Origin of the sequence: Ferrimicrobium sp. (assembly GCA_022690815.1) — a bacterium.
Classification (GTDB): Bacteria; Actinomycetota; Acidimicrobiia; order Acidimicrobiales; family Acidimicrobiaceae; genus Ferrimicrobium.
Genome location: JALCZJ010000009.1, coordinates 41,978 through 65,325 on the forward strand (window position 1 = coordinate 41,978; position 23,348 = coordinate 65,325).

The window sequence follows — 23,348 nt, forward strand, 5'->3', positions numbered from 1 at the left end:
ACCTCACAGAACCTGTCGCGCCACGACTGCGAGCACCGCCAGAATGAGTGCGAGCGCCAGGGGCTCTTGATACCGGAAGAAACGGAGCCGCGACTGTGCCGTCTCGACGACAACCATGATGCACGCGACGATCAGCCACTTGCCCAAAAGCACGATTACGCTCATGGCAACACTCGGAACCGATCCAGTAGACGAGAGTCCCCACGGAACGGCAAGCACATTAAGGAAGATGGTGTACAGGATGGCTTGCTTCATCCACGACGACCAGCGGATCAAACCGAGCATCGGCCCCGAGTACTCCAGGATCCTGGCCTCGCCAATCATGTAGACCTCGTAGTGGATTGACGAGTGGATCGGAAGTCGCTCGGTCTCCACCGTGAGGAGAATCAAGAAGGCAGCGACGAAGAACAGATGAGCCGGACTGAGATAGGTTGCAAGACTGCCAACGAGCAGATGATTGACAACGAACGGAAGCATCGACTCCGCCAGCAAGGTAATCCCAATGAACACCATGATGAGGCTGGGCTCTGCCAAGATAGCAAGGATCGACTCCCGAGAACTCCCCACCCCTCCGTATGGATGGCCGGTGTCAAGCCCAGCCAGACTCAGAAAAAAGGCTGCCAACGTCAAGATAAGCCCGCCGCCGAGGATGTCCCCGATGTTCGACAATGGTAAGGGAAAGTTCGTCAACACAGGGATCAACATAGGAACGATCATCATGGCGACGAAGGCAACGACCGGGGTGAGCCAAAACAGGAACGATGCCGAGGTCGGCACAAGCTGCTCTTTATGGAACAACTTCCAAAGGTCTCGATACGGCTGCAGGATAGAGGGCCCCCGATTCCCTTGCACGCGCTCCTCAGCGAAGACAATGAACCCGTGAATCAACGGGGACAACAGGACTATGGTTAGCACTTGGCAGACCTGCAACACCACATCGCTCACAGCGCTGTCACTCCTCCGTCTCGACAGTCCTTGCCGGACAACCCGACAGGACCCTGTTCCGCAGAGGAGTCATTAGCCACAAGGGCAGTGCAAGGTGGACTCCATCACCCCTTGTCAAAATCCTATCTTGGACCTTCCTTGGCTGTCAACTTAATAGCCACAAGGCCCAGACGCTGCGATCAGTTGTCGATGCTGGGTTGCCATCACCAATCGCAACGCAATGCTCGAGCGACCGCCATGAGCAGTCCAGCGCGCGTGTAGCCGAACGTGACAAGGAGCGAAAACCGTCGATCATCCGAGGCCGAGGATCAGCGAGCATTCAGGCCATGCCGACCACCCACCCTGTTGCTGTTCAATTTGGGCAGCCCGATTTTGTGTGGCGGGACTCGCGCTTGAGGGGAGGCCGCTGAAACCTAGACCCGCCCAGGTAGCAGCAGAAAACTGGTAGGCACCGTAGTAACCGTTGCCGGTGTTCTCCTGGTAATTCCCACCTGCTTCACAATTACGCAGAGCACTAAAAGCCTGCGGCGACGGGGGTGCTGGCGTACCTCCCCACTGTCCAGCAGCCCCACCTGTCGAAACCGCGGCAGCCACACCGCTCGCACTTGGTGCTCCTTGTGAGGACGTTGGTGGGGCCTGTTGGGCTAGAGCTTGTTGCTGGGCGGCCTGAGCTCGAGCTTGTTGCTGGGCGGCCTGTTGGGCTGCTTGTTGTTGGGCGGCCTGAGCTCGAGCTTGTTGCTGGGCGGCCTGTTGGGCTGCTTGTTGAGCCAGCTGTTGTTGCACAAGTTGAGCGATCTGACCATGCATGGACGAGAGTGAGGACTGCTCGTTGGTGATAGCTACCTGTAACGACGCCAACTCCTGCGAAAGCCTCTGTTGTGCTTGCGATGCCGAAGCTAGGGCGTGAGCAGCAGCGTTGACTAGCGTCGTGACCACCTGTTGATCGCGCCGGTATCCCGTGATGATGTTGACGATGTATCCACTAGCAACACTTTCATAGGCACTCTGTGCTGCAACATTATTTTGATTGGTGTTCAGTGTCGAGATTACCGAGCTCGACCCGGGTGCATCAGTAAACTTGGCGACCGCGTAGCGCACCAGAAGCTGTTTCTCACTCACTAGGTGCGTACGAGCCTGTGCAAGCTCGGCGGTAACCCTCGTGAGGTTGGTGCGATCGATGAGCACCTGTTGCCTGGCCGAAGCCGCCTGCACCGCGATTGTTCGAATCTGAGTTGATTGCACCGCGATCTGGCGACTCAGTTGGTCTGCCTGAGTCTGGAGGGTAGCCTTGGAGGCGCTGGTAAGCACACCGGGAACTGTGGGCAGCAGGGTCAAACCCAGTAACCCTATCGAATAGACAATTCCCTTTGCTAACGTCCTCGCTGGCATGGCCTTATTTCAACTCCATCCTTCGCGTTTTCTCAGCATAGCAGCCCCAGTACTCCAACAACTACTCGTGGCTAATCGGTGCTGGCCGTGACGACGCCATGGCTCAATGCCAAAGGAAACCAACTCATCTATACGGAACGCCTCATAGCGAACGAATCCTGCGATAGCTCCTCACCGGCATCGGCGATAGCGCCGTTCAACAACGACCGAGGACCCCGGCCAGGAGGTGATCGAAGCGACCGCGGAGCCCTGGTGAGAGAGCGTAACTACAAGAAGCTACGTCAGTACTCAGCGGAGGTCTCCGAGTTCTCCTACCGCAATGTCGCCAGTACGAATGACCAACGGGTCGTCGTAGTGCGCAAGAACATCTCGGTTGAGCGGCGAGACAACGTACTCTTTGACGAGTACCGTTACCTGTTCTACATAACCAATGATCAGAAGATGACCCCAGGCGAGGTCGTCGCCAAGGCTCACCAGCGCTGTGACCAAGATAATCTGCACGCCCAGCTAAAGAGGGAGGTGCGTGCGTTTCACGCTTCGGTCAACACCTGCCAACTGGACCTACTTGTTGATGACGTCACTCGCCTGGACACTGAAGGCCTGGTGTCCCTTACTTATACCAATCTCGCCTCGTTGGGACAACAAGCACAATGGTGAGCGTCGGCTCATGTTGGGGATGGAGTTTTACACCTTCCGCCAGGCCTTTATCGAGATCCCCTGCCAGATCGTGAAGGGTGCTCGCCAGGTCCTCTGGCGTATCCTCGCCTGGAACCAATGGCTAGTGTTGCTCTTCCGCCTCGACGCCACCCCTTGAATAGCAACAGTTTTTCCCTGCGCTGGGCCTCTGGCAAGGTCATGCCCGAGAACGACGTAGCCAAGCTGAAGATGCCCTCCAGGGTCGTCAGCACACCACGATCTACCCCTGGTAGCCCATCTCAACGTCTTAAGAGCCCGATTCTGCCTTCGATAGGTCCCCTCTGACACCACGACAGTTCCCCCCGAGCGCAGGACCGCCTCTCTTCGCTTGTTTTAGGTCAGTTGATGTCAACTCCCATGGGGTTCTCCGATAGTCTGGGGGGGATGACATCTGAGCTGTACTCAGACTGAAACCTGAACCCAAATAGACAGGGGATGGGAGGATATAGCCTCGTCAACCCCGAGATCATAAGAGTCGATTCGTCTGCACCGAGTGGGAGTGATATGATGTCACTGCTGTGTCGGAATCTTGCCAGTCAAGAGGTGTTGGGGCTGCTATGGTCGTGTTATGCACGAGGATTTTGATTGGTGCTTTGGGGTTATCCAGTCCAAGGATGCCCGCTTTGACGGCTGGTTTGTAACTGCGGTAATCACCACTGGGATCTACTGTCGGCCGAGCTGTCCAGCTCGATCGCCTTTGGCTCGGAACTTAGCATTTTATCCGACTGCCGCAGCAGCACAGCAGGCGGGGTTCCGCGCCTGCAAGCGCTGTCGACCCGATGCGTCACCTGGCTCACCCGAATGGGATACTCGTCAGGATCTGGTCGCCAGGGCAATGCGGTTGATCGCAGACGGCGTGGTCGATCGCGAGGGCGTGGCCGGGCTGGCGTCCCGCGTCGGCTACAGCGCCCGCCAGTTGGAACGGCACCTCATGGCTGAGGTCGGTGCTGGGCCGCTTGCCCTCGCCCGGGCCAACAGAGCTCAGACTGCGCGGCTTCTCATCGAGACGACCACCATGACCTATTCCGATGTCGCGTTCGCAGCTGGATTCTCGAGCGTCCGCCAATTCAACGACACCGTGCGCTCGGTCTTTGCTTGCACGCCAACCGAATTGCGTGTGCGAGCCACCGGTCGTGGCACGCCGAGACCGACGATTGATTCCACGACTCCCGGCAGTTTGACCTTCCGCCTTTCGTTCCGTTCGCCGTTGGCGCCCGAGAGCCTCTTTGGTCACCTGGCAGCTACCGGTGTACCTGGATATGAGGAGGTCCGTGCTGGTGCCTATCGACGTACGCTCCGGCTACCCAACGCCAACGGGATCGTCTCGCTTCGGCCACTCAGTGACCACGTGTCATGCCGGCTGGTCCTTCAGGACCTGCGTGATGTCCCCACTGCTATAGCAAGGTGCCGCCGGCTCCTCGACCTAGACTCCGATCCCGAGGCGTTCACTGCTGCCCTGTCCAACGATCCGGCGCTTTCCCGCGTGGTGGCTCATTCGCCAGGCCGTCGAATTCCGCGCACCGTAGACGGAGCAGAGATGGCAGTTCGGGTTGTACTCGGTCAACAGGTATCAACCAAGGCAGCGCGTACCCATGCTTCCCGCCTAGTAGCACAACACGGTACCCCGATCGATGATCCGGACGGTGGGTTGAGTCGAGTATTCCCGTCACCTCAGGCATTACAGAATCTTGATCCAGAGGCACTGGCGATGCCGAGGGCGCGACGGACAGCACTAGTGGCCTTGGTCGGCGCGCTGGCCGATGGTTCGGTTGAGCTTGATGCTGGCGCAGACAGTAGGCGTGCCCGTCACCACCTAGCGGAACTGCCTGGTATCGGCCCGTGGTCGGTTGAGCTCATCGCTATGCGAGCGCTTGGCGATCCAGATGCGTTTCCGGCTACCGATATGGGCGTGGTGAAGGGTGCTGCGGCGCTTGACCTGCCTGTGAGTCCTGCGGCACTGGTGGCTCACAGTCGACGGTGGCAGCCATGGCGGTCCTATGCTGTGCAATATTTATGGGCCACCCAGGATCATCCGATCAACCGTTGGCCACAGGGAGAGGCAACATGCAAGTGATCCGGTATCGAACTCTCGATAGTCCAGTCGGCCTCATCACACTTGCTGGACTAAGAGAGTGCATTACCAATCTGGTGATGGAGAATGCGGCCCATCCACCAGCATCTCGGAACCAGTGGGTAAAGGATGCTGATGCCTTTCCTCACGTGGTCGCTCAACTCGAGGCGTACTTCCGAGGCGAGCCAACCGACTTTGATGTTGCACTGGCACCTACTGGCACCAACTTCCAGTGTCGGGTATGGGATGCCCTGCGCGAGATCCCATACGGCGAGACCCGCTCCTATGGCGAGATCGCCCACAGTATCGGCCAGCCAGCCGCAGCGCGGGCTGTGGGGATGGCTAACGGTCGTAATCCGATCGCTATTATCGTTCCCTGTCATCGGGTGATTGGAGCCAACGGAGACCTAACCGGGTACGCCGGAGGATTGAGTGCCAAACGTGTCCTGCTTCAGCTGGAGGCGGGATAGTTTCCTCGTGATACGACCGCTCGTCTGCTAGCGTGCCTACTCAGAAGTTCCATTCGTACCTATTGGGCCCAGCTATCTCTCCACAGCGGCGAGAGTCTCGTCGGCACTCTTGGTCCAGATGAGGGGCTTGGGGTGTTCGTTCTGGGCTTTGACCCACTTAGTAATCACGCTGTTGAGTTCGCTCATGCGGGGATGAACCTGCGCTATAGGTACCCGGTGGTAAGGGCTTGGAACCAACACTTGGCTTGGAACATCTCAGGACGCGGGCGTGAAGTAGGGTACATCGCGGGGGTGCACGGGGCAAGGTTTGCACCTGGACGGATTGTTGGAGCTTTGCGTCATCAATGGGGACAAGATGGACTTGGAGGCTCTTTGGGTACTCATCTTGTCGATGAACTCTAAGAGCTAAATTGAACCCGATGGCCCTCTTGGGCAACCGCCGGTAAGACCTTGCCTGATGCGATATCGAGAGCGCACGTGATAGTTGCTGATGCCGCCCACGCTTGTGCCCGCACCTTTGACGCAAGAGAACCCCTGGAAATAGAGCATGGACTGGGTACGATTGGGGGCCTGCACCTGGGTCGACACGAGAGGACGATGGTGCGCTTCCAGGGGACACAGATAGATGCCAGCAATGCCTTGTGACCCATTCGCATGAACTCCTCGGTCATCAGATACCGTGGAGGTCTCAACCAGGATCCAATCCAAAGGTTGACCTACACATCCGCTCAGCCTCCGCGCCAACACACGCCGGCGAGGGCTGTGATGGTGTTCATGCGTTCATCAATCCAATGGATTGGTCGTGGTGATGGGCGTTGATGGGTGTTGGCGATCTCGTCGTCTTTGGTGGGTCCTTGAAGCCTCCAGATCTTGGAGCATCTGAACCCCAAACAACGAGAACCGTCACCTCCACCCATCTCCTGTTTGCAATCGATAGAGAGCGTGTTGTCACAATCGCGATGGTTCTTGTCCCTTCATCTGCCAACCATGCGATCATCCAAGATGATCGTGGCTCTGCCCACCTTGGCCCGTGGAGGCGTTGTGTAACAGATGAGGGCTAAGAGATGCTCTCGCTCCTCCTTGTGTGAGCGTCATGTGAGCAAGATCGGATGCCCACCGACCTTCGGTGTCGGCTCCTCTGTTGTAAGGTACTTTTCCTCATCTCTGATCACCGGGCATCTCCTGGAGCAGATGCCAACGAGGATCACCAGGCGTACGGGTTGAAAAATCTCATTGAGGGGGTTTCTGAGAGGGGACGCTAATGCCGTCTACCGACAACAGCGACGGAGCCCAACAACGCTAAGCCTGTGACCTCAACCGTGATGGGACCGTTGGAGCGTACTCGTCGGCTCAGCCGCTTCGACCCCAACACTGCAAGGCCGCCAAGGTGTGCACGCTGTTCGGGACCAAGCACAACTTTCGTCGAACCAAAAAGCGAAATTGCAACGATCCTTCGGCGCTGTGTCACAGATAACCCTGAAAGATCAACCAGCGACGAACCAAAAATCGCGACAACCACTGTTCTAGTAGAACGCGGGGCAAGCGATTGGCTGCCAAAGATGGACAGGGCAAACTTGGTCCCCGACGTCATGGCCTCGCCTGGTCCCGGCAGCATTGGTCGCTCAAGGCCTACGCTCGCGCCACCAACACCCGTGATATCGATATCAGCAAGCACGACACGTAAGTCGCCATGGGTTCGTGCCACAAGCACTGCATCGACGCGGTCCCCAAACTCCGATCGGTCGAGACGCCCCTCGGACAACGCCTCCCTCAACTTCAAAACGGCACGATCTCGATCATCATCAGAGCAGCGCTGATCGAGTTCATCCCCCATTGCGATAGATGCTAGACGAATGTCATCGCTGAACTTGACGGACTCTCGGCCATGGTTTACGGTCTGTGGACGGACGTGGTTGTACCATGAACTACGCGACAGCTGGTTAAACGAACAACGTAGCGAACAAGATCGCCTGCCCCATCAATGACGGTTGGGCATATGCGATAGCCACCGGCGGTGATGACACCGTAGAGAACAAACCCTATCTCTGCTTGGTCTCAACGCGTGTGCGACCTCCCAACTTCCTGTACACGAAACTACCTGCCTGATTCGATACCCCTGAGCCACGACATGGCATTGTTGGAGAACACCAACTGGCAAGCCACGACTACAGTTGGTCCACGCCACCGGGCAATCGTTACGCACATGAGACCAGTAGGTGGCGATCGTACCATCGGCCTGGGATCACCTTCATGCCAAACGCCATCCGCACAGCCACACCCGCTGCGACCATGGTTGGGCTGCGCGGTCTAGACACTCACACGGGTCGTTCGTGATCGACAAGCCCTCCCTACCAGTAGGATCTCTCAGACATGGATATGGAGGGATAGCCGATGAGGATCATTGCCATCGAAGAGCACTTCGCCCCACGAGACCTTGAGGCAGAACGAGGTGGATCGACAAGATACCCAGGCGAACTTGGCGATCGCCTCGATGATGTCGAAGAGCAACGCATCGCCGATATGGATCGCAATGGCATCTCATTTCAAGTACTCGCCTCGACACCACCCAATGCTCAAAATGCTTCAGAGGCTAGGAGGTGGAACGATAGGCTTGCTACCATCATCGCTGCTCATCCCGATCGCTTTGGAGGATTTGCGGCCTTAGCAACGCCCGAACCAGAGTCCTGCCCGGCCGAACTCGAGCGAGCCGTCAAGGACCTCGGATTCTTAGGTGCCATGATCCATGGTCATGCCAACGGAGTGTTCTGCGACTCACCGGCCCTCAACCCCACCTTCGCCAAAGCCGAGGAGCTCGGCGTTCCGATCTACCTGCATCCCACCCCGCCAGTACCGGCGGTGTTTGCCGCCTATTACAGCGACCTCAAACCTGAGGTCGCACAGGTGCTCTCGACTAGTGGTTGGGGGTGGCACGCGGAAACCGGCCTGCACGCCTTGCGTCTTATCGTGGCTGGCGTGTTCGAACGGTTCCCACACCTTCAGATCATCATCGGCCACATGGGCGAAAACGTACCATTTTCTCTTGCCAGGGCGGAGGCGACGCTTGGGCGAGTGACTCCCGAGCTCACGCGCTCAATCAGCCAGACGTTTTGCGAAAACTTCTACATCACGACATCGGGTTACTTTACGATCCCTCCGTTGCTATGTGCAACGATGATCGTGGGCGTCGACCGACTCATCTTCTCAGTTGACTATCCGTTTGCCCGCAACGAAGATGCTCGGGCCTTTCTCGATTCCATGCCTCTTTCTCTTGCAGACCGTCACAAGATCGCTCATCAAAATGTCGAACACTTGTTGGCCATCCATCCTTGAGCAAGCACAAGTTACCGCCCAAACTAACGATCACCAATGGTCTGGCTTCCTCGGACGCTCGAGCCAGGCTGCCTGCGACGACATCCAGCCTCGACCCCCTCTCAGTACCCAGCGCATCGATTACCGCCTTTCATCAAATGCCCATCCATCCGATACCGCACTAGACCGGTACTACCAATCGTTTGGCGTGTCCGGCTCGCGCGCATCCAAGTAGTGTGCCTGACACTTGTGCGCCAGCACGTGCATCTCAGATCTGTGAGCGTGGCTCCTCGTGATGGAAGGAGTACATGCTCGCTGCAGCGATCGTCACAGCGACGCAACCACACAGAGCTGGCCAACAAAGGGGCATGAAACCGATCCAGAGCAACAGGTTCAGTCACCAGACCACGCTCAAGGGGCTGTCCAGGCCGACACACTGTGACAGCATCTCGACGATATCATCGGTCTGCTGGCTCTGCGTCCTATCGGCTCACACCAGTTCCAGAACGTCCTGCCGTCCGAGCCCCCACCTTGCGCAAAGGCCAACTGAGCCGACACGGCGTGACCAGGCCCTCCCTCGAGCCGCGGCTCGCGCCGTGAGCTCCGAGGGAATACACTCGCCACTGCAGTCAACTTGCAGCCTGGGCCATGTCTAAGGCCACGGTAGGCTCGTGGTCGGCAAAGAATGAGCACCGAGCACAAGCAGAGCCCCAACCCAATCCGAGGCCATCGCATGGAGGACCAGGGCCCTCATCAAAGCGGCCGGCCGGCCCCTTGCGCGTGATGCCCATCGTTGACAGCCAAGCGCGTCCAGAGTTTGTTCGGTGTTAACCGAGATCGATGGACTCGCCGTGGCGTCCCACCCCATTGGTGAACCTGGTGGCACCCTCGGCGCCTTCCGCCGCAAAGGAGCGGCGGCCGTAGCCAAACTCATTCCCAAGCGCCGCCACGAACTCAAGGTCAAGACCCTCATAGACCGACGCCCTATCGTTTCGCAGGCAGAGTTGGGGGAACCGGGCAATCTCGCGAGCCAGGTCAATCGCTATTTGCAGCGCTCGACCGCTCGGGGCCACTCGGCTCACCAAGCCCATCCCCAATGCCTCCTCAGCGCCGACTGCACGGCCAGTCAGAATGAGATCAAGCGCTCGGCCTAGTCCGACGATTCTCGGCAACCGTACTGTGCCGCCGTCGACGAGCGGGACACCAAAGCGGCGACAGAAGACCCCGACAACCGCCGTCGATGCCATCACCCGCAGATCGCACCAGAGCGCGAGCTCCAAACCACCTGCTACTGCGTAACCCTCAATGGCAGCAATTGTCGGCTTGCTCAACTGTAACCGGGTGGGTCCGAGGGGTCCCGGACCGTCTTCGTCGAGCCGATTCGCATGGCCCGCCGCGATCGCCTTGAGGTCTGCTCCAGCACAAAATGTACCGCCAGAGCCCGTCAGGATGGCGACGTGAACCTTTGGATCGTGTTCGAAGGTAAGAAACGTCTCCTCTAGCCAATCCGCAGTTGTTCGATCGATCGCGTTTCTTGCCTCGGGACGGTTGATGGTAACAATGCGGACTACGTCGTCGTCTCGAACCTCAATATCCGCCATCACCAACTCCCCTCGTGATAGACATAACCCCTTACCAATCCTTCCAACCTAGCGGTGGCGTTGCCTCCAGCTCGGCACCGACGAGCAAGTGGCGTCCGATCGCGACGCTCCACTAGGCTGCCGAGTGGTGATGGAGTTCACCTACGGTTCTTTCACTAATGACTCCTACGGCGAACTGCGAGAGGACGGAGTTACTTGTCCAAGGCGTACCTGAGAGAACTCATCAAACGAGAACCGAACACGACCTGGACAACAAGCCAGCTCGTTGGGCACACGCTCACTGATCTCAGCCCCAAAGGTGAACCCAAGAGCCTCCTAGGCCCTCGCGATCAACTGGGAGATCCGATCCCCCCAGGGGTCCTTGTCGATCTGGCGCTTGACAGGCTCTTTGGGGCCATCACCCATGGACTCGAAGCCTTCGATCTGTATCCGTTGTTCACAACACCGCTCATCTCTTGCGAGGCAATCCGCTTTCGCCAGGCTATCGCAGGCGACCTCCTCGACCCTGGTGGTCGCGCCCCGATTCTCCTCCTCCTTGAGGGTATCGAACGGGTCGAACTCTTGCTCAAAGCGATGCAGGGGGGTCGGCAGTCATTGAACAAGCAGCGCTGGCTCCTTGATGCCATCATCGTCTATACCGAGACCATGCAGGCCGTTGTGGCACAACTCGATACCGTCACATGGCAATCCGCAGGTCTCAAAGGTCTCGCAGCATCACTTCGCGACGCCGTAAGCACCGAACACTTTGGTGAACTCTCAAACGATGCCCATGCGGTCAGCGCGGCGCTCGATGCCATCAGCTATCGGCTCATCCTAGAAGATAGTGCCATCACCGTGGAGCCGAGCGATTCAGATGACACAAGGTATCGCGATCACCTCCTGGAGTTGTTTTCTCGTTTTGGCGACTCCAGTGGTTCTGAACCACCGACGCAGCTACGACGACGCTCGAGCACCCACATCGACGACCAGATCCTTGTCATCGTCTCACACCTGTTCCCCGAGGAATTCTCGAAGCTCGCGACCTTCCCAGGTGCCCATGAGCGCTTTCTCATCCCTTGGATTCCGCGTATAGAACGTGAACTCGCCTTCTATCTCGCCTGGATCGAGGAGCTCCTAGCGCTACAAGCACAAGGTCTTCCTTGGACGCTTCCGAATGTGAACAGCACACCAGGGCTCCAACGAGCCGATGAGGTATACGATCTGGCGCTCGCTCATGACCTCGTGAGCTCCAACTCAACACCAGTAACAAACTCCTTTGAGCTCACCGGCGACGAGACCGTCATCGTTGTGACCGGTCCGAACGATGGTGGAAAGACTACCTATGCCCGTTCAATCGGTCAACTTTATTGCATTGGTGCCCTTGGGCTTCCGGTCGGAGCGCGACGCGCTACCATCACGCGCGCCCCAATGGTTGCCACCGTCTTCTCAGAGCAAGAGGCGACCGATCGCCTTCAAGGACGCCTTGAAAGCGAAATCCAGCGCGTCCGCTCCTTCTTCGAGCTAGCAAAGGAACAGTCCTTGCTCATCGCTAATGAGGTCTTTAGCTCCACGAGCGTCGACGATGCGGCCCAGCTTGGACGGCTCCTCATCGATCGGTGCAACGAGCGCAACCTTCGATGCATCTTCGTCACGTTCGTCGACGAACTCGCCCGTCCTGAGTCCGGCGTCGTTTCACTGGTAGCCATGGTCGACGAGGATACGCACCTACCCAGCCACCGCCTCCAACGGCGACCCCCGCAAGGAAGGGCCCTCGCGCTTGAGCTCGCCTTACGTTATGGACTCATCAAGGCAACAGATAATGATTGAGGTCAATCTTCTCACACCACCTGACACCCAACACAGCGGTGCTGCCTTCACTAACGATGCGTCACTCACCGACCTCGGGGTGGGAGCACTCATTGAGGTCATGGCCGACGGTGACCAGCATCTCGGAGCGGTTGCCCAGCACTACTTCATCAACGCACCATCTGACCCAGCTGTGATTCGGTGGCGCCAAGAGGTGTTTCGTGACGCGCTCGGACATCTTGAGTTCATTCGCGACCTTGAAACGATCGCACGCCATGGAGCTGAGCTACAACGCCAATCCGCCTATGCCCTGAAGCCCCAACCCCCCATCTCGACACTGCTTCGCTCCCGAGAACTCTTGACCCTACTCATCGCTGATCTCCGGTCGCTCGCACAGAGGGTCGCCAAGCCAGACGCCACCGTCACATCGGCCGGCCTCAGACTCCTCGTCGAAGCCATCTCCACCAACTTCACACCGGACTATCTGGACAGTCTGGAGATCACGCTCCAGGAGTTGCGCTTCGAACACGGCCTCATGGCAAGGGCAAACCTGACTGCCGGCAACCTCACAAGTCACCAGCCTCTCCTTGAGGGCCCATTTGAGGGTCGTGGTTGGCGAGATCGGCTGCGCCTTGTTAGAGGCGATCGTAACCGCATCGAGATCGTCCCGCGTGATCAGGCTGGGAGCGAGACACTGCGCGAGCTGAGAAATGAGGCGCTTGTTGATATCGGCGGCACAACCGCGAAAGGCCTCGGCGTCGTCATCGACTTCTTCGTCCGACTAGGACGCGAGCTTGCCTGGCTCGTTGGCGCTCTGAATCTCTACCATCGGCTCCAGTCGCTCGATCTCCCACTCTGCTTCCCAGAGCCCACCATGAACGAGGGTCGGATCACATTCTCGACCCTGGTGGAGCCAACGCTGAGCTTGCGCACAGGCCAACGACCGGTCGCTAATGATCTTGATGCCAGCACACGCTCGGCCATCGTAATCAGTGGAGCCAACTCGGGAGGCAAGACCACCTGGCTCACCAGCGTCGCGCTGGCCACACTGATGATGCAAGTTGGTCTCTTCGTCTGTGCAGACGCGTTTTGCTCCGACGTCCGCACAGCCCTTAGCACCTTCTTCCCTCGAGACGAAGATCGCGCGCTCGAACGAGGACGCCTCGACGACGAACTGCTTCGCCTCAGTCAAGCCGTGAACGCCTTGTCCGAGGGAGGTCTCTTCTTACTCAACGAGCCACTGAGCTCTACCAACGAGGTGGAGGCCTGCGCGATCGCGACTGCCCTTATCGATGACCTCAGGCGACGCAACATCGCTACGATTGTCGTCACCCACTACCCTACCCTCGCACGATCGTTAGCCACCGACGGCACGAGCCTGCGACCAGCGGTTGTTAACAACGGTCAACGTACCTACTGCATCGAATTGGCCGCACCACCAGCCGACTCCTCGGCCATGGACATCTACGAACGCCTCGGTGGTTGGTGAACGGCGCCCGCCGGCATGCTTGTGACCAGCAAACAAGTGGGCGCAAGGCCTCATAGACCCAACATCCGTAATCTAGTGCATGGATCGAAGCGCCTCACGGAGTTGGTCACGAACCTTTGGGTGAGCGACATTGTTGCAAATAGCTGCAGCTTGATCATAAGAGGATCGACCAAAGAGCAGAGCGGAACCCTGTTCAGAGACGATGGCGGAGTGCTGAAAAGACGTTACTGGCCCATCGAGCCGCTCAAGAACCGTTGAGGTTGCACTTTTATCATGCCAAGATGGCAGCGCGATAATCGAGTGTCCCCCAATCGCGTGGAGCGATCCGACGGTGAAATCAGCTTGCCCACCGATCCCAGAGTAAAAGCGACCGTTCACAAAATTCGCATTTGCCTGACCGAAAAGATCGACTTGGATCGCAGAATTGATGGCCGTCATGCCTGGTTGTTGCGCGATCTTGGAGGGATCGTTGACGATCTCGGTACGGGCCAAGCGTAGTCGAGGATTCGAGTCGCACCAAGCATAGAGTTCACTGGACCCGAACAGGAACGACGCGACAAGCGCACGATCACCATCCAGTGCGCCGACCCGCTCCAGGTTCAGTACGCCGTCGCTGATCATCTCCGACCAGATACGAAGTTGGCGTCGTTTGGTCAACAGTGCAGCGACGGCATTGGGGATCGCGCCAATGCCGAGCTGCAAGGTCGATCCATCCTCGATGAGTTCGGTGACCAGGCTGGCAATCGTGGTGGCGACCCCTTGGGCTGGATCCAACGCCGTCGGGCTTAGTAACGGTTCGTTCGCACTGATGGCAAAGTCGATCTGGTCGACAGCGAGCTCGCTATCGCCGTAGGTATAGGGCATCAACTCGTTGATCTGAGCAACCACGAGGCCTTTGTTGCGTCGCGTCTGCTCAATCGCGGCAGGCAGGATATTGACCTCGGTACCCAGCGAAACGTGATCTCCCCGCCGCCTTGAGACATGGATCAAGACAATATCGGGCTTCCTCACCGAACCGAGGAGCGATGGCACCAGGGACAGTCGCATTGGTAGATATTCCAGCTGTCGGCCACGGTCTCGAATCGCTGGGCCCAAGAATGGACTCTCGTAGGTGACTCCCTCCCGAGTTGGAATCGCCCCATGTGGATTCAGGATAAAGAGCCGGTAGGAGGGGACCACAGCATCGAAGGCATTGAGCAAGGTCATCGGGGTTGCAAAGTTGCCACCGGCAACCACCCTTGGCGAATTCTTGGCTACGGCTTCGAACCGCTCCTGGGCTACCTCATACGTGACCAGCTCCAAAACCATGCCTCCCAGTTTCGCTACAACCAATCAGCAATCAGAAACTACCACCATGGATTCGATCGAGACAGTAGCAGCCCAACGGTGAACGTCCTTGCACGTCCTTGCACCTTCGCTGATCGACAAGCCCCATGCAGCTAGTAGCCCACCAAGCCCCAGCCATCCTAGCCTTAGAATTGCGAACTGTGCTGGTATTTTATGGCGAGAGGGAGGATACCCATCCATGTCCAAGAAACTAAGTCGCCTTGATGTCCGTCGTATCAACTTTGGCTTCTTCGTTCGTCCAGCCAGCGAGACGCCGACTAAAACAGCGAACGTCGAGCCGGTCTATGCCTACCTCGTGACGCATCCAGAGGTGACGCTGCTCTTCGACACCGGCATTGGCGCGGTAGACCCAGAGACCGAGGACCATTACCAACCGCGGCGCATAGACCTAGTTCCAGCATTGACACAGGTTGGGGCTCGACCTGAGATGGTCGACTTGGTAGCCAATAGCCACCTCCACTTCGATCACTGTGGTCACAACGCCGACTTCAGTGACCGTGCAATCCTCATGCAAGAGAGCGAACTTCGCACTGCCCGCGGCGCAAACTACACCATGCCCAACCTGATCGACTTCGTCGGAGCACGCTACGAGATTCTCGATGGAATCACATCTATCGCTCCTGGCCTCACGCTCATTCCAACACCGGGACATAGCCAAGGACATCAGTCGCTTGTCGTTCAAGGCACCGACGGCACACTCATTGTGGCGGGACAGGCCACTGACACCGCGTCGGCTTTTGGAGCACAACATCTCGCACGTAAGGCCAGCCGCCTTGAGGGCCGCCAACTGGCGCCTAGCGCTGCTTGGCTCGAACTCCTTGAAAGTTTTGATCCCCGGCGGATCGTCTTTGCTCATGACCAAGCTATCTGGGAGCCCGGCAGCTAACCCGACTGTCGTCGCAAGGGCTCCATACAGATCGTTTGCCTTTGCTGTGGCTTCATAGAGCGTACAAACAGAAAAATGAGCCCTTACGCCGGGTTCGCAAGCGCCCGCATCAACGCGGGGGTCACTCGATCGGCATTGCCCGCAATGATAGCAGCAAGGTGTCCATCGGGCCTGACGACCAGATGTACGGGCCGCTCGCCAAGGTCCAGAGCCCGTCGAAGTGAACGCTCCGGGTCCAAGACGGCCAGATCTAGAACGCTGACCGGTAACTCCTTTGGGATCCGAACCAGTGACGGCTCATCACTCAACACCGTCAAGCCTCGGTGGACGAGTTGGCGCAGGCGCTTGTAATGTTGGCCAGCACCTCCTAGTTCGCCGAGCGCTTGGTCAGGCAAAATTGTACCTGGAACCGGGTCGACGGGCTCGCCACGACTCGGTCGACCGCTAAAGGCACGGCCGGGTAGTGGCGTCGTGAGCGGGGAATCGACATACCAATAGGGTTCGTAGAGGCGCCCCGAGTCGACCGCGGCAATGGCGGCACTCGATCCCTCGGCCGCGCCTTCGAGGAGACGAGTCCTGCGCTGTCGATCGGCCGCCGTCTGAGGGACCAAGAATCGCATCGTGGCCGATGTTACATCGAGATTCTCGAGCGCCGCTGCCCGACGCTCCACCTCATAAGTGTCCAGCAGTCGCCGATCAGCCAAGCCACGCGAAACCATCGCCAGCTTCCAAACGAGGTTCTCGACGTCATGAACGCCACTGTTGAGCCCTCGGGCGCCAAAGGGGGCAAAGACGTGAGCAAAGTCTCCAGCCAAGAAGATCGACCCGCGACGAAAGCGGCTTGCGACTCGCCCTTGAAAGCGATAGACCGATCGCCAAACGAGTTCATAGGGTTGGTCTCCAACGATCTCGTGGATACGTGCTGCCAACCCCCCGGAGGCCTCCTCCTGGGCAAGGTCGAACCCCTCCGGCACCTGCCAATCGATTCGCCAAACACTATCAGGCTGCTCATGAATGAGCACCTGTCGACCCGGGTTCCAGCTTGGATCGAAGTGAAAGCGACGCTCCCCTCGCTGAGTGGGTAGATCGGCCTTGATATCGCAGATCAAGAAGAGGTCGTCGAACGACCGTCCGGGGAAATCGATACCAAGCTGAGCACGTAAATCTTCGGAATGCAGACCGCAGCAGGCAATTCCAAACCGACTTTCAACCTGTCGCGACCCCTTCGGTGTCTCGACCTCAAGGGTGACCTTGTCATCGTCGCTTTGCAGTTGCGTCACGATCGCACCGTACTCAACCTCAATGAACGGATTGCACGCGATGAGCCCAAGTAGCGTCTCTTCCACCTCAGACTGGGAGATGTTGACGAACGGCGGAAGCAGCGAGGAGCCACGATCCCTCAGTTCGACCGAGAAGATCTCCTGGTCTCGGTAGTAGGTACGCCCCCTTGACCAGGTAATCCCACGATCGATGAGTACTCCGGCTCCAATGGCATCCCAGGTATCAAGCACCTCACGTTGTTGACAGATAGCCCGTGAACCGGTGCGGTCCCGATGCGTCTGCGCCTCAAGTATGAGGACTCGTAATCCCCATTGGGCACACAACAGCGCCGCCGTCTGGCCAACCGGACCCCCACCAATGACGACGACCTCCGGCGTTAGTCTTGGAGTTGATCCCATATCTCGCGATCCCTCGATCCGGTCCAGATCACCGGATGCTCGACACCGTTGAGCTCATCGAAGACGCGGGCAACATCGAAGGGAACCGTGTGTTCGAAGATAGGCCATTGTCCATAGACAGGGTTGAGTGCTGCGTAGCAGGCGGTGAAGGCCTCCTTGAGACTTCCACCGTGGTCGATTACCTTCTGCGTCTCATCGATCAGGGTCCTGAGGAAGCCGCGCGACTGCTCAATTGCGGCCTTGACTTGGTCTGCTCCGTGCACAACTTTGCCTCTTCCACCAATCAGGTGTTGTGCTCCAAGGCTGGCGACACGGTCAAGTGTCGTCGTCGCCCACTCTCGATGGTAAGCATCGCCGGTATAGAGCGCCGCCTCAGCCTCAACGAGGTCACCAGCGAAAAGCGTCTGACTCTTGGGGTGCCAAACGACAATATCGCCTCGGGTGTGGCCACGGCCAAGATACGCAAGCTCGACATGTCCCCGATCAGCACCTAGCTCGATGTGCAGTTGATCGGCAAAAGTCAACGTCGGGTGGGTTAACCCTGGGATTGAATCGGGCTCCTCGAACAGGCGAGGCATACGGCCGTACTCGCTCTCCCAGTCTTGTTGGCCCCGCTCCTCGATGAGCTCAGCAGTACTTTGATGTGCCACGATCGCGTCGGCTTCGAAGGCGGATGCCCCAAGCACCCTCACCGCGTGATAGTGAGATAGCACAAGGAAGCGAACCGGCTTGGTGCTCTCCTCACGCAGGCGGCTCAGCCAACGCTGCGCCGCTACCGGAGTCGCACGTGCCTCGATGCAGATGAGAAAGTCCTCCCCCTCAATGGCACCGACGTTCGGGTCTCCTTCGGCGCTCATGGCAAAAACCCCAGGGGCAATCGTCTCAAAACGCTCCTGTTTGGGGCTGAGATCAGCCGATGATGCGAACGGCTTCTTTGTCAACGGACACTCCTCCTTCTAGCTTCTCACTTGGCGATTGACGACTACGCGATGGAACGTTGGGCGATCGACGAGGCGACGACCGCTCGCTTGGCACGAGCTAGCCGGCCCAGCTGCCTTGCCGACTTGCCTGGCTGCCCGAGACAATCGATGACCTGCGAAGTACTTACGTACGTGACCATCATGAATCCTCAACAGCGGTGTTGTTGTGCCGTTTGGACCAGGACCAGGGGTAGTTGGGATCCTCGATCGCATTGGCCGCCGGTCCGAGTTCGAGCGGCGCGAAGGTATCAACCATGACGGCCCATTCTTTCGTGCCTGGTTTGCCCAGGGCCGCCTCGACCGATCCGGGCTGTGGTCCATGGATGAATCCAGCCGGATGCAGCGAGATCGATCCGGCCTCAATGCCGGATCCTTTACGCGACATGAAATCGCCGTCGACATAGAACAGCACTTCATCGCTATCGACATTGGCATGATTATAGGGAACGGGGACGCTCGTCGGGTCGAAATCGAAGGGGCGTGGTGCAAAGCTACAGACGACAAAGCCTGGCCCTTCGAAGGTCTGATGCACGGGCGGCGGAGCATGGAATCGCTTAACGATTGGCTCAAAGTCACTCATATTAAAGACGAAGGGATAGAGGCAGCCGTCCCAGCCAATGACATCGAAGGGATGGTGAGCATAGACATAACGAGTCATGGTAGCCCTGGTCTTCACCAGCACCTCGACATCGGTCTCCTCCACGATACACAACTCGCTTGGCGTTCGAAGGTCACGCTCTGAAAACGGGGCTGACTCAAGTAGCTGGCCACGCTTTGAGAGATATCGGGCCGGGAATTCGATATGACCGCGTGCCTCTATCACGAGCAGCTCAAGCCGTTGACCGGGAGCCGGAATCGCCCGATAGGTACACGAGGCCGGGATCACGACGTAGTCCTTTTCACGAATCTCCAACAGCCCAAAGACCGTCTCCACGGAGCCGCTCCCCGCCTGCACAAAGAGGCATTCATCGCCGACAGCGTTGCGATAGAGCCCGGTAGCCTCGTCAAGCATGGCATAGGAGAGACGGACGTCATGGTTGCCAAGCAGAAGATGGCGCCCGAGTGGATCGGTCGTAGACTGACTAACCAGTTTGGGCGTCACTAAATGACGTGGCAGAAGCGGTGTGTTGGGATTCAGCGGGGCATCACCATCGATCAGCGTCTCCGCATCCACGATCGCTGTCGGCATCGTACGGTGATAGAGCAGGGCAGACTCCGCCGCAAACCCCTCCTTGCCCATGAGTTCTTCGTTGATGAGGTTACCCTCTCCAGTGCGGGTCACTTGGTGACGCTTGCGCGGAATCTCTCCCAAACGGGTATAGAACGGCATTCGTGACCTCCTCTCGGCGACTCCATCGTAGCGCGAACGATTGGTGATCCTTCAACCACGGATGCGCCCATTCGCTAGGCTAACGGTCTATGCACCTTGACATCAATACGCACGCCCAGACCGGGTATGGACTCGACCATCTGCCACTCGCCATCATGCGTGGCACGGATAATCAAGCTGGTCACGTCGTCACCCGCGTCAGCGACACCGTCATCGATTTGGCAGCGCTTGGGGACCTCGGGGTCAACCTCGGCTTGACCGACACCACCACCGCGCATCCGACCGATCGCATTGACGACCCCTGGCATGCCAACTCGCTCAATGCCCTTTTTGCCACAGGGCATGACGCGATGGCGCGACTCCGTGACCGTATCAGCACACTGGCCACACAAACAGTCATCGAAGATCGCCTCGGCCCTGCGTTCCGGTCCATCGAGGAGGTGACGTTATTGCTCCCGATCGAATGCAAGAATTACGTTGACTTCTATTCATCGCTCCAGCACGCAACCAACCTTGGGCGACTCTTTCGGCCCAATGGCGATCCCCTGACCCCAAACTGGCGTCACCTCCCAATCGGCTACCACGGACGTAGCTCAACCGTAGTGGTCAGTGACACCCCAGTTCGAAGACCTTTTGGGTTGCGCATCGTCGACAACAAGTGTGTCTTTGGGCCCTCACTACGCCTCGACATCGAGGCCGAAGTAGGATTTGTGGTTGGGAGAACATCAACACTTGGAACAGCGGTCAAAACCGAGGAGTTCTTCGACTATGTCGCCGGCGTCGTACTCGTCAACGACTGGAGTGCTCGCGACATCCAGAGCTTTGAGTATCAACCGCTCGGCCCGTTTCTCGGCAAATCCTTTCTCACCAGCATCAGCGCCTGGGTTACACCGCTTGAGGCGCTGACCAGCGCGAGAACCACGCCGGTTATCCAGGATCCCCTCCCGGCGGACTACCTGATTGACACCGACCCCTGGAACCTGGCGATCGAGCTAGAGGTCGAGCTCAACAACACCTTGATCTCTCACCCTCCCTTTGCCACGACGTATTGGACACCCGGGCAGCAGCTCGCTCACCAGACCGTCAACGGTGCCGACGTTCGCGTCGGTGATCTCTTCGCATCTGGAACGGTGTCCGGAGAACATCCCAACCAATATGGATCCCTCATCGAGCTCACCAATGGAGGGAGTCAGCCACTGACGCTGTCGGATCACAGCACCCGAAGCTTCTTGGACGATGGCGACACCGTCACCATTCGAGCCAGCGCACCATCACTTCGTGGGAACCGCCTTAGTCTTGGTGAGGTGCGTGGCACCATCGTCGGCCAAGGATAAGCATCACGCCAGGCGATTGGACGTACCAGCCGACTGCCGGGCGGTCCTAGGCTGAGAAGACATGGAACGAAGTTCGCGGTTATTGGTCAACACTGGAGAAGGCAAAGGCAAGTCGTCGGCGGCCTTCGGGGTCATGAGCCGTGGCTGGGCCCGGGGTTGGCACGTCGTCGTCATTCAGTTTGTCAAGGGTGGCAAGTGGAAAACCGGTGAACGAAAGCTCGCCGACCAACTTGGCATCGAATTTCACACGCTTGGCGACGGCTTTACCTGGGAGTCTGACGATCTCGAGACCACGGCACACCTCGGGCAGGAGGCCTGGAACCTCGCCAAGACCAGGATCGATTCCGACGAGTATGATCTCGTCATCCTCGACGAGCTCACCTATGCTATCACCTACGGCTGGATTGACGAAAGGGCGGTCATCGACACCCTGCGCGAGCGACCGACACGTACCAATATCGTCATCACCGGTCGCGGAGCGACCCCAGGCTTGATTGAGGTCGCCGATACGGTGACGGAGATGCGCAAGATCAAGCACGCCTACGATCAGGGGATCAAGGCAAAGAAGGGGATCGAATACTGAGCGCGCGAGGGCTGATCATCGCCGGAACGGCATCGGGGGTCGGCAAAACCTCGATCACCCTTGGACTTCTTAAAGCGCTTAGCGCCAGATTACGTGTCGGTGCGGCCAAGGTCGGGCCCGACTACATCGACCCCCATCTCCACGAGGTCGCCACGCGGCGGCCAAGTTATAACCTCGATCCGGTTCTCACTGGGGGGGGCGGTGTCGCCGCCAGCCTTGATCGTGCCGCCCGAGATGTCGATCTCGTGATCATCGAAGGGGTCATGGGACTTTTTGACGGCACCGACCTGCCTGACCTTCAGGAAGATTCATCGGCCCCGGGGACTTCGACGTCATGGGGATCGACGGCACACGTCGCGCGACTAACCAACCTTCCGGTGATCCTTGTCACCGACTGTGCCCATCTCTCACAGTCGGCTGCAGCAATCGCACTTGGCTATAGCTCACTCGACCCCGACCTCAGGATCGCTGGCGTAATTCTCAACAACATTAAGAGCACCACGCATGAGGCATTGATCCGTCAGGCGATGGCCAGCATCGGGCTTGAAGTGTTCGGGGTCATCCGTAACGATGAGCTCCCCACCCGGCACTCTCGTCATCTTGGTTTGCGAACCGCCGAAGAGGACCCAGCCGAGACCCGTCGATGGGTGGACACCCTCGGCGAGGTGATTCGCACCGCCGTCGAACTTGAGCCGATGATCGCGCGAGCAGAACGCATTGTTACACAAAGCCCCTCGTTGCCTGCAGCCACCCAAGCCCCGTTGTCAACGCGGCCAGTCATCGCCTACTCGATGGGCCCAGCGGCGAGCTTTATCTACCCTGAAAACCTCGACCTACTTCGTGAGGCCGGCGGCGACGTCGTCGGCTTTGATCCACGCGTTGCCTCCATCCCTCCCGAGACAGGGTTGATCTGGCTGCATGGGGGCTACCCGGAACACTACCTTGATGAGCTCAGTGCTAATCAACAACTGCATGTTGCCCTCCGTCGCGCCGTCGACATGGGAGTGCCGATCATCGCTGAGTGCGGCGGGCATCTCCTCCTTGGCCAAAGCCTCAATGGCAGGCCAATGGTGGGCGTTCTTCCCCTGAAATCGACTATCTCGACCAAACTGAGTCTTGGATACCGCCAGGTTCTCATACCACAGGCATCGCCTCTCTCGCTCGTCAACCGACCAGAGCTGCCGGCGCATGAGTTTCACTATGCCCGTTCCGATGAGGTCCGTTCCGATGAGGTCCGTTCCGATGAAGCCGGCCAGGGCCTCAGCCTGCGCACTGCCCGCCGCACGTGGAGGGCAGGGTTTGCGAATCAATCGATGGTCTCTTCTTATCTCCACTGGCACCTTGGGGCCGATGTGGACCTCGCGCACTCCCTTGTGCAACGTGCAGCAAGCTCAATCGTCGATCGTAAGCCCAGCTTCCACGCCAATCGTGCACCACGCGGGTAGGATGATCCC

19 protein-coding genes and 1 riboswitch are annotated in these 23,348 nt (G+C 58.3%); of the genes, 11 read left to right on the plus strand and 8 right to left on the minus strand.

Features of this window, described 5'->3' with window-relative positions:
* Positions 1 to 3: 3 nt before the first annotated feature.
* Together MP439_04265 and MP439_04270 are read right to left on the minus strand one after the other, a co-directional pair.
* A complete protein-coding gene (locus MP439_04265) occupies positions 4 to 945 on the minus strand; it encodes an NADH-quinone oxidoreductase subunit H (GenBank protein ID MCI2975277.1) in 942 nt (313 codons plus the stop codon).
* A 56-nt stretch (positions 946 to 1,001) separates the two neighbouring features.
* Positions 1,002 to 1,063, minus strand: a riboswitch (Fluoride riboswitch).
* Between the two features lie 173 nt (positions 1,064 to 1,236).
* Positions 1,237 to 2,334 carry a transglycosylase family protein gene (locus tag MP439_04270; protein ID MCI2975278.1) on the minus strand — a complete coding sequence of 366 codons (1,098 nt, stop codon included), beginning with the start codon at positions 2,332 to 2,334 and terminating at the stop codon, positions 1,237 to 1,239.
* Positions 2,335 to 2,412: 78 nt separating this feature from the next.
* Here MP439_04270 and MP439_04275 point away from each other — a divergent pair, with 78 nt between their 5' ends.
* The 4 genes from MP439_04275 (at position 2,413) to MP439_04290 (ending at position 5,571) form a co-directional block, all read left to right on the plus strand.
* Complete coding sequence (locus MP439_04275; GenBank protein MCI2975279.1) at positions 2,413 to 2,991, plus strand: hypothetical protein; 579 nt, start codon at positions 2,413 to 2,415, stop codon at positions 2,989 to 2,991.
* A 10-nt stretch (positions 2,992 to 3,001) separates the two neighbouring features.
* Positions 3,002 to 3,148: a hypothetical protein gene (locus MP439_04280; protein ID MCI2975280.1), complete on the plus strand. Its 147-nt coding sequence runs from the start codon at positions 3,002 to 3,004 to the stop codon at positions 3,146 to 3,148.
* Between the two features lie 450 nt (positions 3,149 to 3,598).
* Positions 3,599 to 5,104 (plus strand): helix-turn-helix domain-containing protein, encoded by a 1,506-nt coding sequence (locus MP439_04285; GenBank protein MCI2975281.1) that lies wholly within the window; start codon positions 3,599 to 3,601, stop codon positions 5,102 to 5,104.
* Positions 5,101 to 5,571, plus strand: coding sequence for a methylated-DNA--[protein]-cysteine S-methyltransferase (locus tag MP439_04290; GenBank protein MCI2975282.1), 471 nt, complete (start codon positions 5,101 to 5,103; stop codon positions 5,569 to 5,571). The genes MP439_04285 and MP439_04290 overlap by 4 nt, the downstream gene beginning before the upstream one ends.
* A gap of 1,258 nt (positions 5,572 to 6,829) precedes the next feature.
* Here the strand turns inward: MP439_04290 and MP439_04295 are convergent.
* Positions 6,830 to 7,405, minus strand: coding sequence for a DUF1707 domain-containing protein (locus MP439_04295; GenBank protein ID MCI2975283.1), 576 nt, complete (start codon positions 7,403 to 7,405; stop codon positions 6,830 to 6,832).
* Between the two features lie 557 nt (positions 7,406 to 7,962).
* Here MP439_04295 and MP439_04300 point away from each other — a divergent pair.
* The gene (locus MP439_04300; protein MCI2975284.1) at positions 7,963 to 8,901 is read left to right on the plus strand and encodes an amidohydrolase family protein; all 939 of its coding nucleotides are present in this window, start codon (positions 7,963 to 7,965) and stop codon (positions 8,899 to 8,901) included.
* Positions 8,902 to 9,707: 806 nt separating this feature from the next.
* On the opposite strand, the gene MP439_04305 is transcribed toward MP439_04300, so the two are convergent.
* On the minus strand, positions 9,708 to 10,481 hold the full coding sequence (locus MP439_04305) for a crotonase/enoyl-CoA hydratase family protein (protein MCI2975285.1): 774 nt from the start codon (positions 10,479 to 10,481) through the stop codon (positions 9,708 to 9,710).
* Between the two features lie 195 nt (positions 10,482 to 10,676).
* Here MP439_04305 and MP439_04310 point away from each other — a divergent pair, with 195 nt between their 5' ends.
* Together MP439_04310 and MP439_04315 are read left to right on the plus strand one after the other, a co-directional pair.
* Entirely contained in the window at positions 10,677 to 12,287 is a 1,611-nt protein-coding gene (locus MP439_04310) for a hypothetical protein (protein ID MCI2975286.1), read from the plus strand.
* A complete protein-coding gene (locus MP439_04315) occupies positions 12,280 to 13,755 on the plus strand; it encodes a hypothetical protein (GenBank protein MCI2975287.1) in 1,476 nt (491 codons plus the stop codon). Before MP439_04310 ends, MP439_04315 begins: the two co-directional genes overlap by 8 nt.
* Before the next feature lie 72 nt (positions 13,756 to 13,827).
* On the opposite strand, the gene MP439_04320 is transcribed toward MP439_04315, so the two are convergent.
* Positions 13,828 to 15,057, minus strand: coding sequence for a 4-hydroxybutyrate CoA-transferase (locus tag MP439_04320; GenBank protein MCI2975288.1), 1,230 nt, complete (start codon positions 15,055 to 15,057; stop codon positions 13,828 to 13,830).
* Between the two features lie 223 nt (positions 15,058 to 15,280).
* On the opposite strand from MP439_04320, the gene MP439_04325 reads away from it, so the two are divergent.
* The gene (locus tag MP439_04325) at positions 15,281 to 15,988 is read left to right on the plus strand and encodes an N-acyl homoserine lactonase family protein (protein ID MCI2975289.1); all 708 of its coding nucleotides are present in this window, start codon (positions 15,281 to 15,283) and stop codon (positions 15,986 to 15,988) included.
* An 83-nt stretch (positions 15,989 to 16,071) separates the two neighbouring features.
* Here the strand turns inward: MP439_04325 and MP439_04330 are convergent, their stop codons facing one another.
* The 3 genes from MP439_04330 to MP439_04340 all read right to left on the minus strand — a co-directional run bounded on the left by MP439_04330 (position 16,072) and on the right by MP439_04340 (position 19,977).
* Positions 16,072 to 17,667 carry an FAD-dependent monooxygenase gene (locus MP439_04330; protein ID MCI2975290.1) on the minus strand — a complete coding sequence of 532 codons (1,596 nt, stop codon included), beginning with the start codon at positions 17,665 to 17,667 and terminating at the stop codon, positions 16,072 to 16,074.
* A complete protein-coding gene (locus MP439_04335; GenBank protein MCI2975291.1) occupies positions 17,646 to 18,608 on the minus strand; it encodes an MBL fold metallo-hydrolase in 963 nt (320 codons plus the stop codon). The genes MP439_04330 and MP439_04335 overlap by 22 nt, the downstream gene beginning before the upstream one ends.
* Positions 18,609 to 18,786: 178 nt before the next feature.
* Entirely contained in the window at positions 18,787 to 19,977 is a 1,191-nt protein-coding gene (locus MP439_04340; GenBank protein ID MCI2975292.1) for a homogentisate 1,2-dioxygenase, read from the minus strand.
* Between the two features lie 89 nt (positions 19,978 to 20,066).
* Between MP439_04340 and MP439_04345 the strand changes: the two genes are divergently transcribed.
* The 3 genes from MP439_04345 (at position 20,067) to MP439_04355 (ending at position 23,339) form a co-directional block, all read left to right on the plus strand.
* The gene (locus MP439_04345) at positions 20,067 to 21,311 is read left to right on the plus strand and encodes a fumarylacetoacetate hydrolase family protein (GenBank protein MCI2975293.1); all 1,245 of its coding nucleotides are present in this window, start codon (positions 20,067 to 20,069) and stop codon (positions 21,309 to 21,311) included.
* A 61-nt stretch (positions 21,312 to 21,372) separates the two neighbouring features.
* A complete protein-coding gene (cobO, locus tag MP439_04350) occupies positions 21,373 to 21,894 on the plus strand; it encodes a cob(I)yrinic acid a,c-diamide adenosyltransferase (protein MCI2975294.1) in 522 nt (173 codons plus the stop codon).
* Between the two features lie 53 nt (positions 21,895 to 21,947).
* Positions 21,948 to 23,339: a cobyrinate a,c-diamide synthase gene (locus MP439_04355; GenBank protein MCI2975295.1), complete on the plus strand. Its 1,392-nt coding sequence runs from the start codon at positions 21,948 to 21,950 to the stop codon at positions 23,337 to 23,339.
* Positions 23,340 to 23,348 lie beyond the last annotated feature (9 nt).

Bases quoted from the DNA above. Each gene is read 5' to 3' on its own strand.
- MP439_04270 (MCI2975278.1), bottom strand. From the start codon at position 2,334: ATGCCAGCGAGGACGTTAGCAAAGGGAATTGTCTATTCGATAGGGTTA.
- MP439_04280 (MCI2975280.1), top strand. From the start codon at position 3,002: ATGTTGGGGATGGAGTTTTACACCTTCCGCCAGGCCTTTATCGAGATC.
- MP439_04285 (MCI2975281.1), top strand. From the start codon at position 3,599: ATGCACGAGGATTTTGATTGGTGCTTTGGGGTTATCCAGTCCAAGGAT.
- MP439_04295 (MCI2975283.1), bottom strand. From the start codon at position 7,405: ATGGGGGATGAACTCGATCAGCGCTGCTCTGATGATGATCGAGATCGT.
- MP439_04300 (MCI2975284.1), top strand. From the start codon at position 7,963: ATGAGGATCATTGCCATCGAAGAGCACTTCGCCCCACGAGACCTTGAG.
- MP439_04305 (MCI2975285.1), bottom strand. From the start codon at position 10,481: ATGGCGGATATTGAGGTTCGAGACGACGACGTAGTCCGCATTGTTACC.
- MP439_04315 (MCI2975287.1), top strand. From the start codon at position 12,280: ATGATTGAGGTCAATCTTCTCACACCACCTGACACCCAACACAGCGGT.
- MP439_04325 (MCI2975289.1), top strand. From the start codon at position 15,281: ATGTCCAAGAAACTAAGTCGCCTTGATGTCCGTCGTATCAACTTTGGC.
- MP439_04330 (MCI2975290.1), bottom strand. From the start codon at position 17,667: ATGGGATCAACTCCAAGACTAACGCCGGAGGTCGTCGTCATTGGTGGG.
- MP439_04340 (MCI2975292.1), bottom strand. From the start codon at position 19,977: ATGCCGTTCTATACCCGTTTGGGAGAGATTCCGCGCAAGCGTCACCAA.
- MP439_04345 (MCI2975293.1), top strand. From the start codon at position 20,067: ATGCACCTTGACATCAATACGCACGCCCAGACCGGGTATGGACTCGAC.
- cobO (MCI2975294.1), top strand. From the start codon at position 21,373: ATGGAACGAAGTTCGCGGTTATTGGTCAACACTGGAGAAGGCAAAGGC.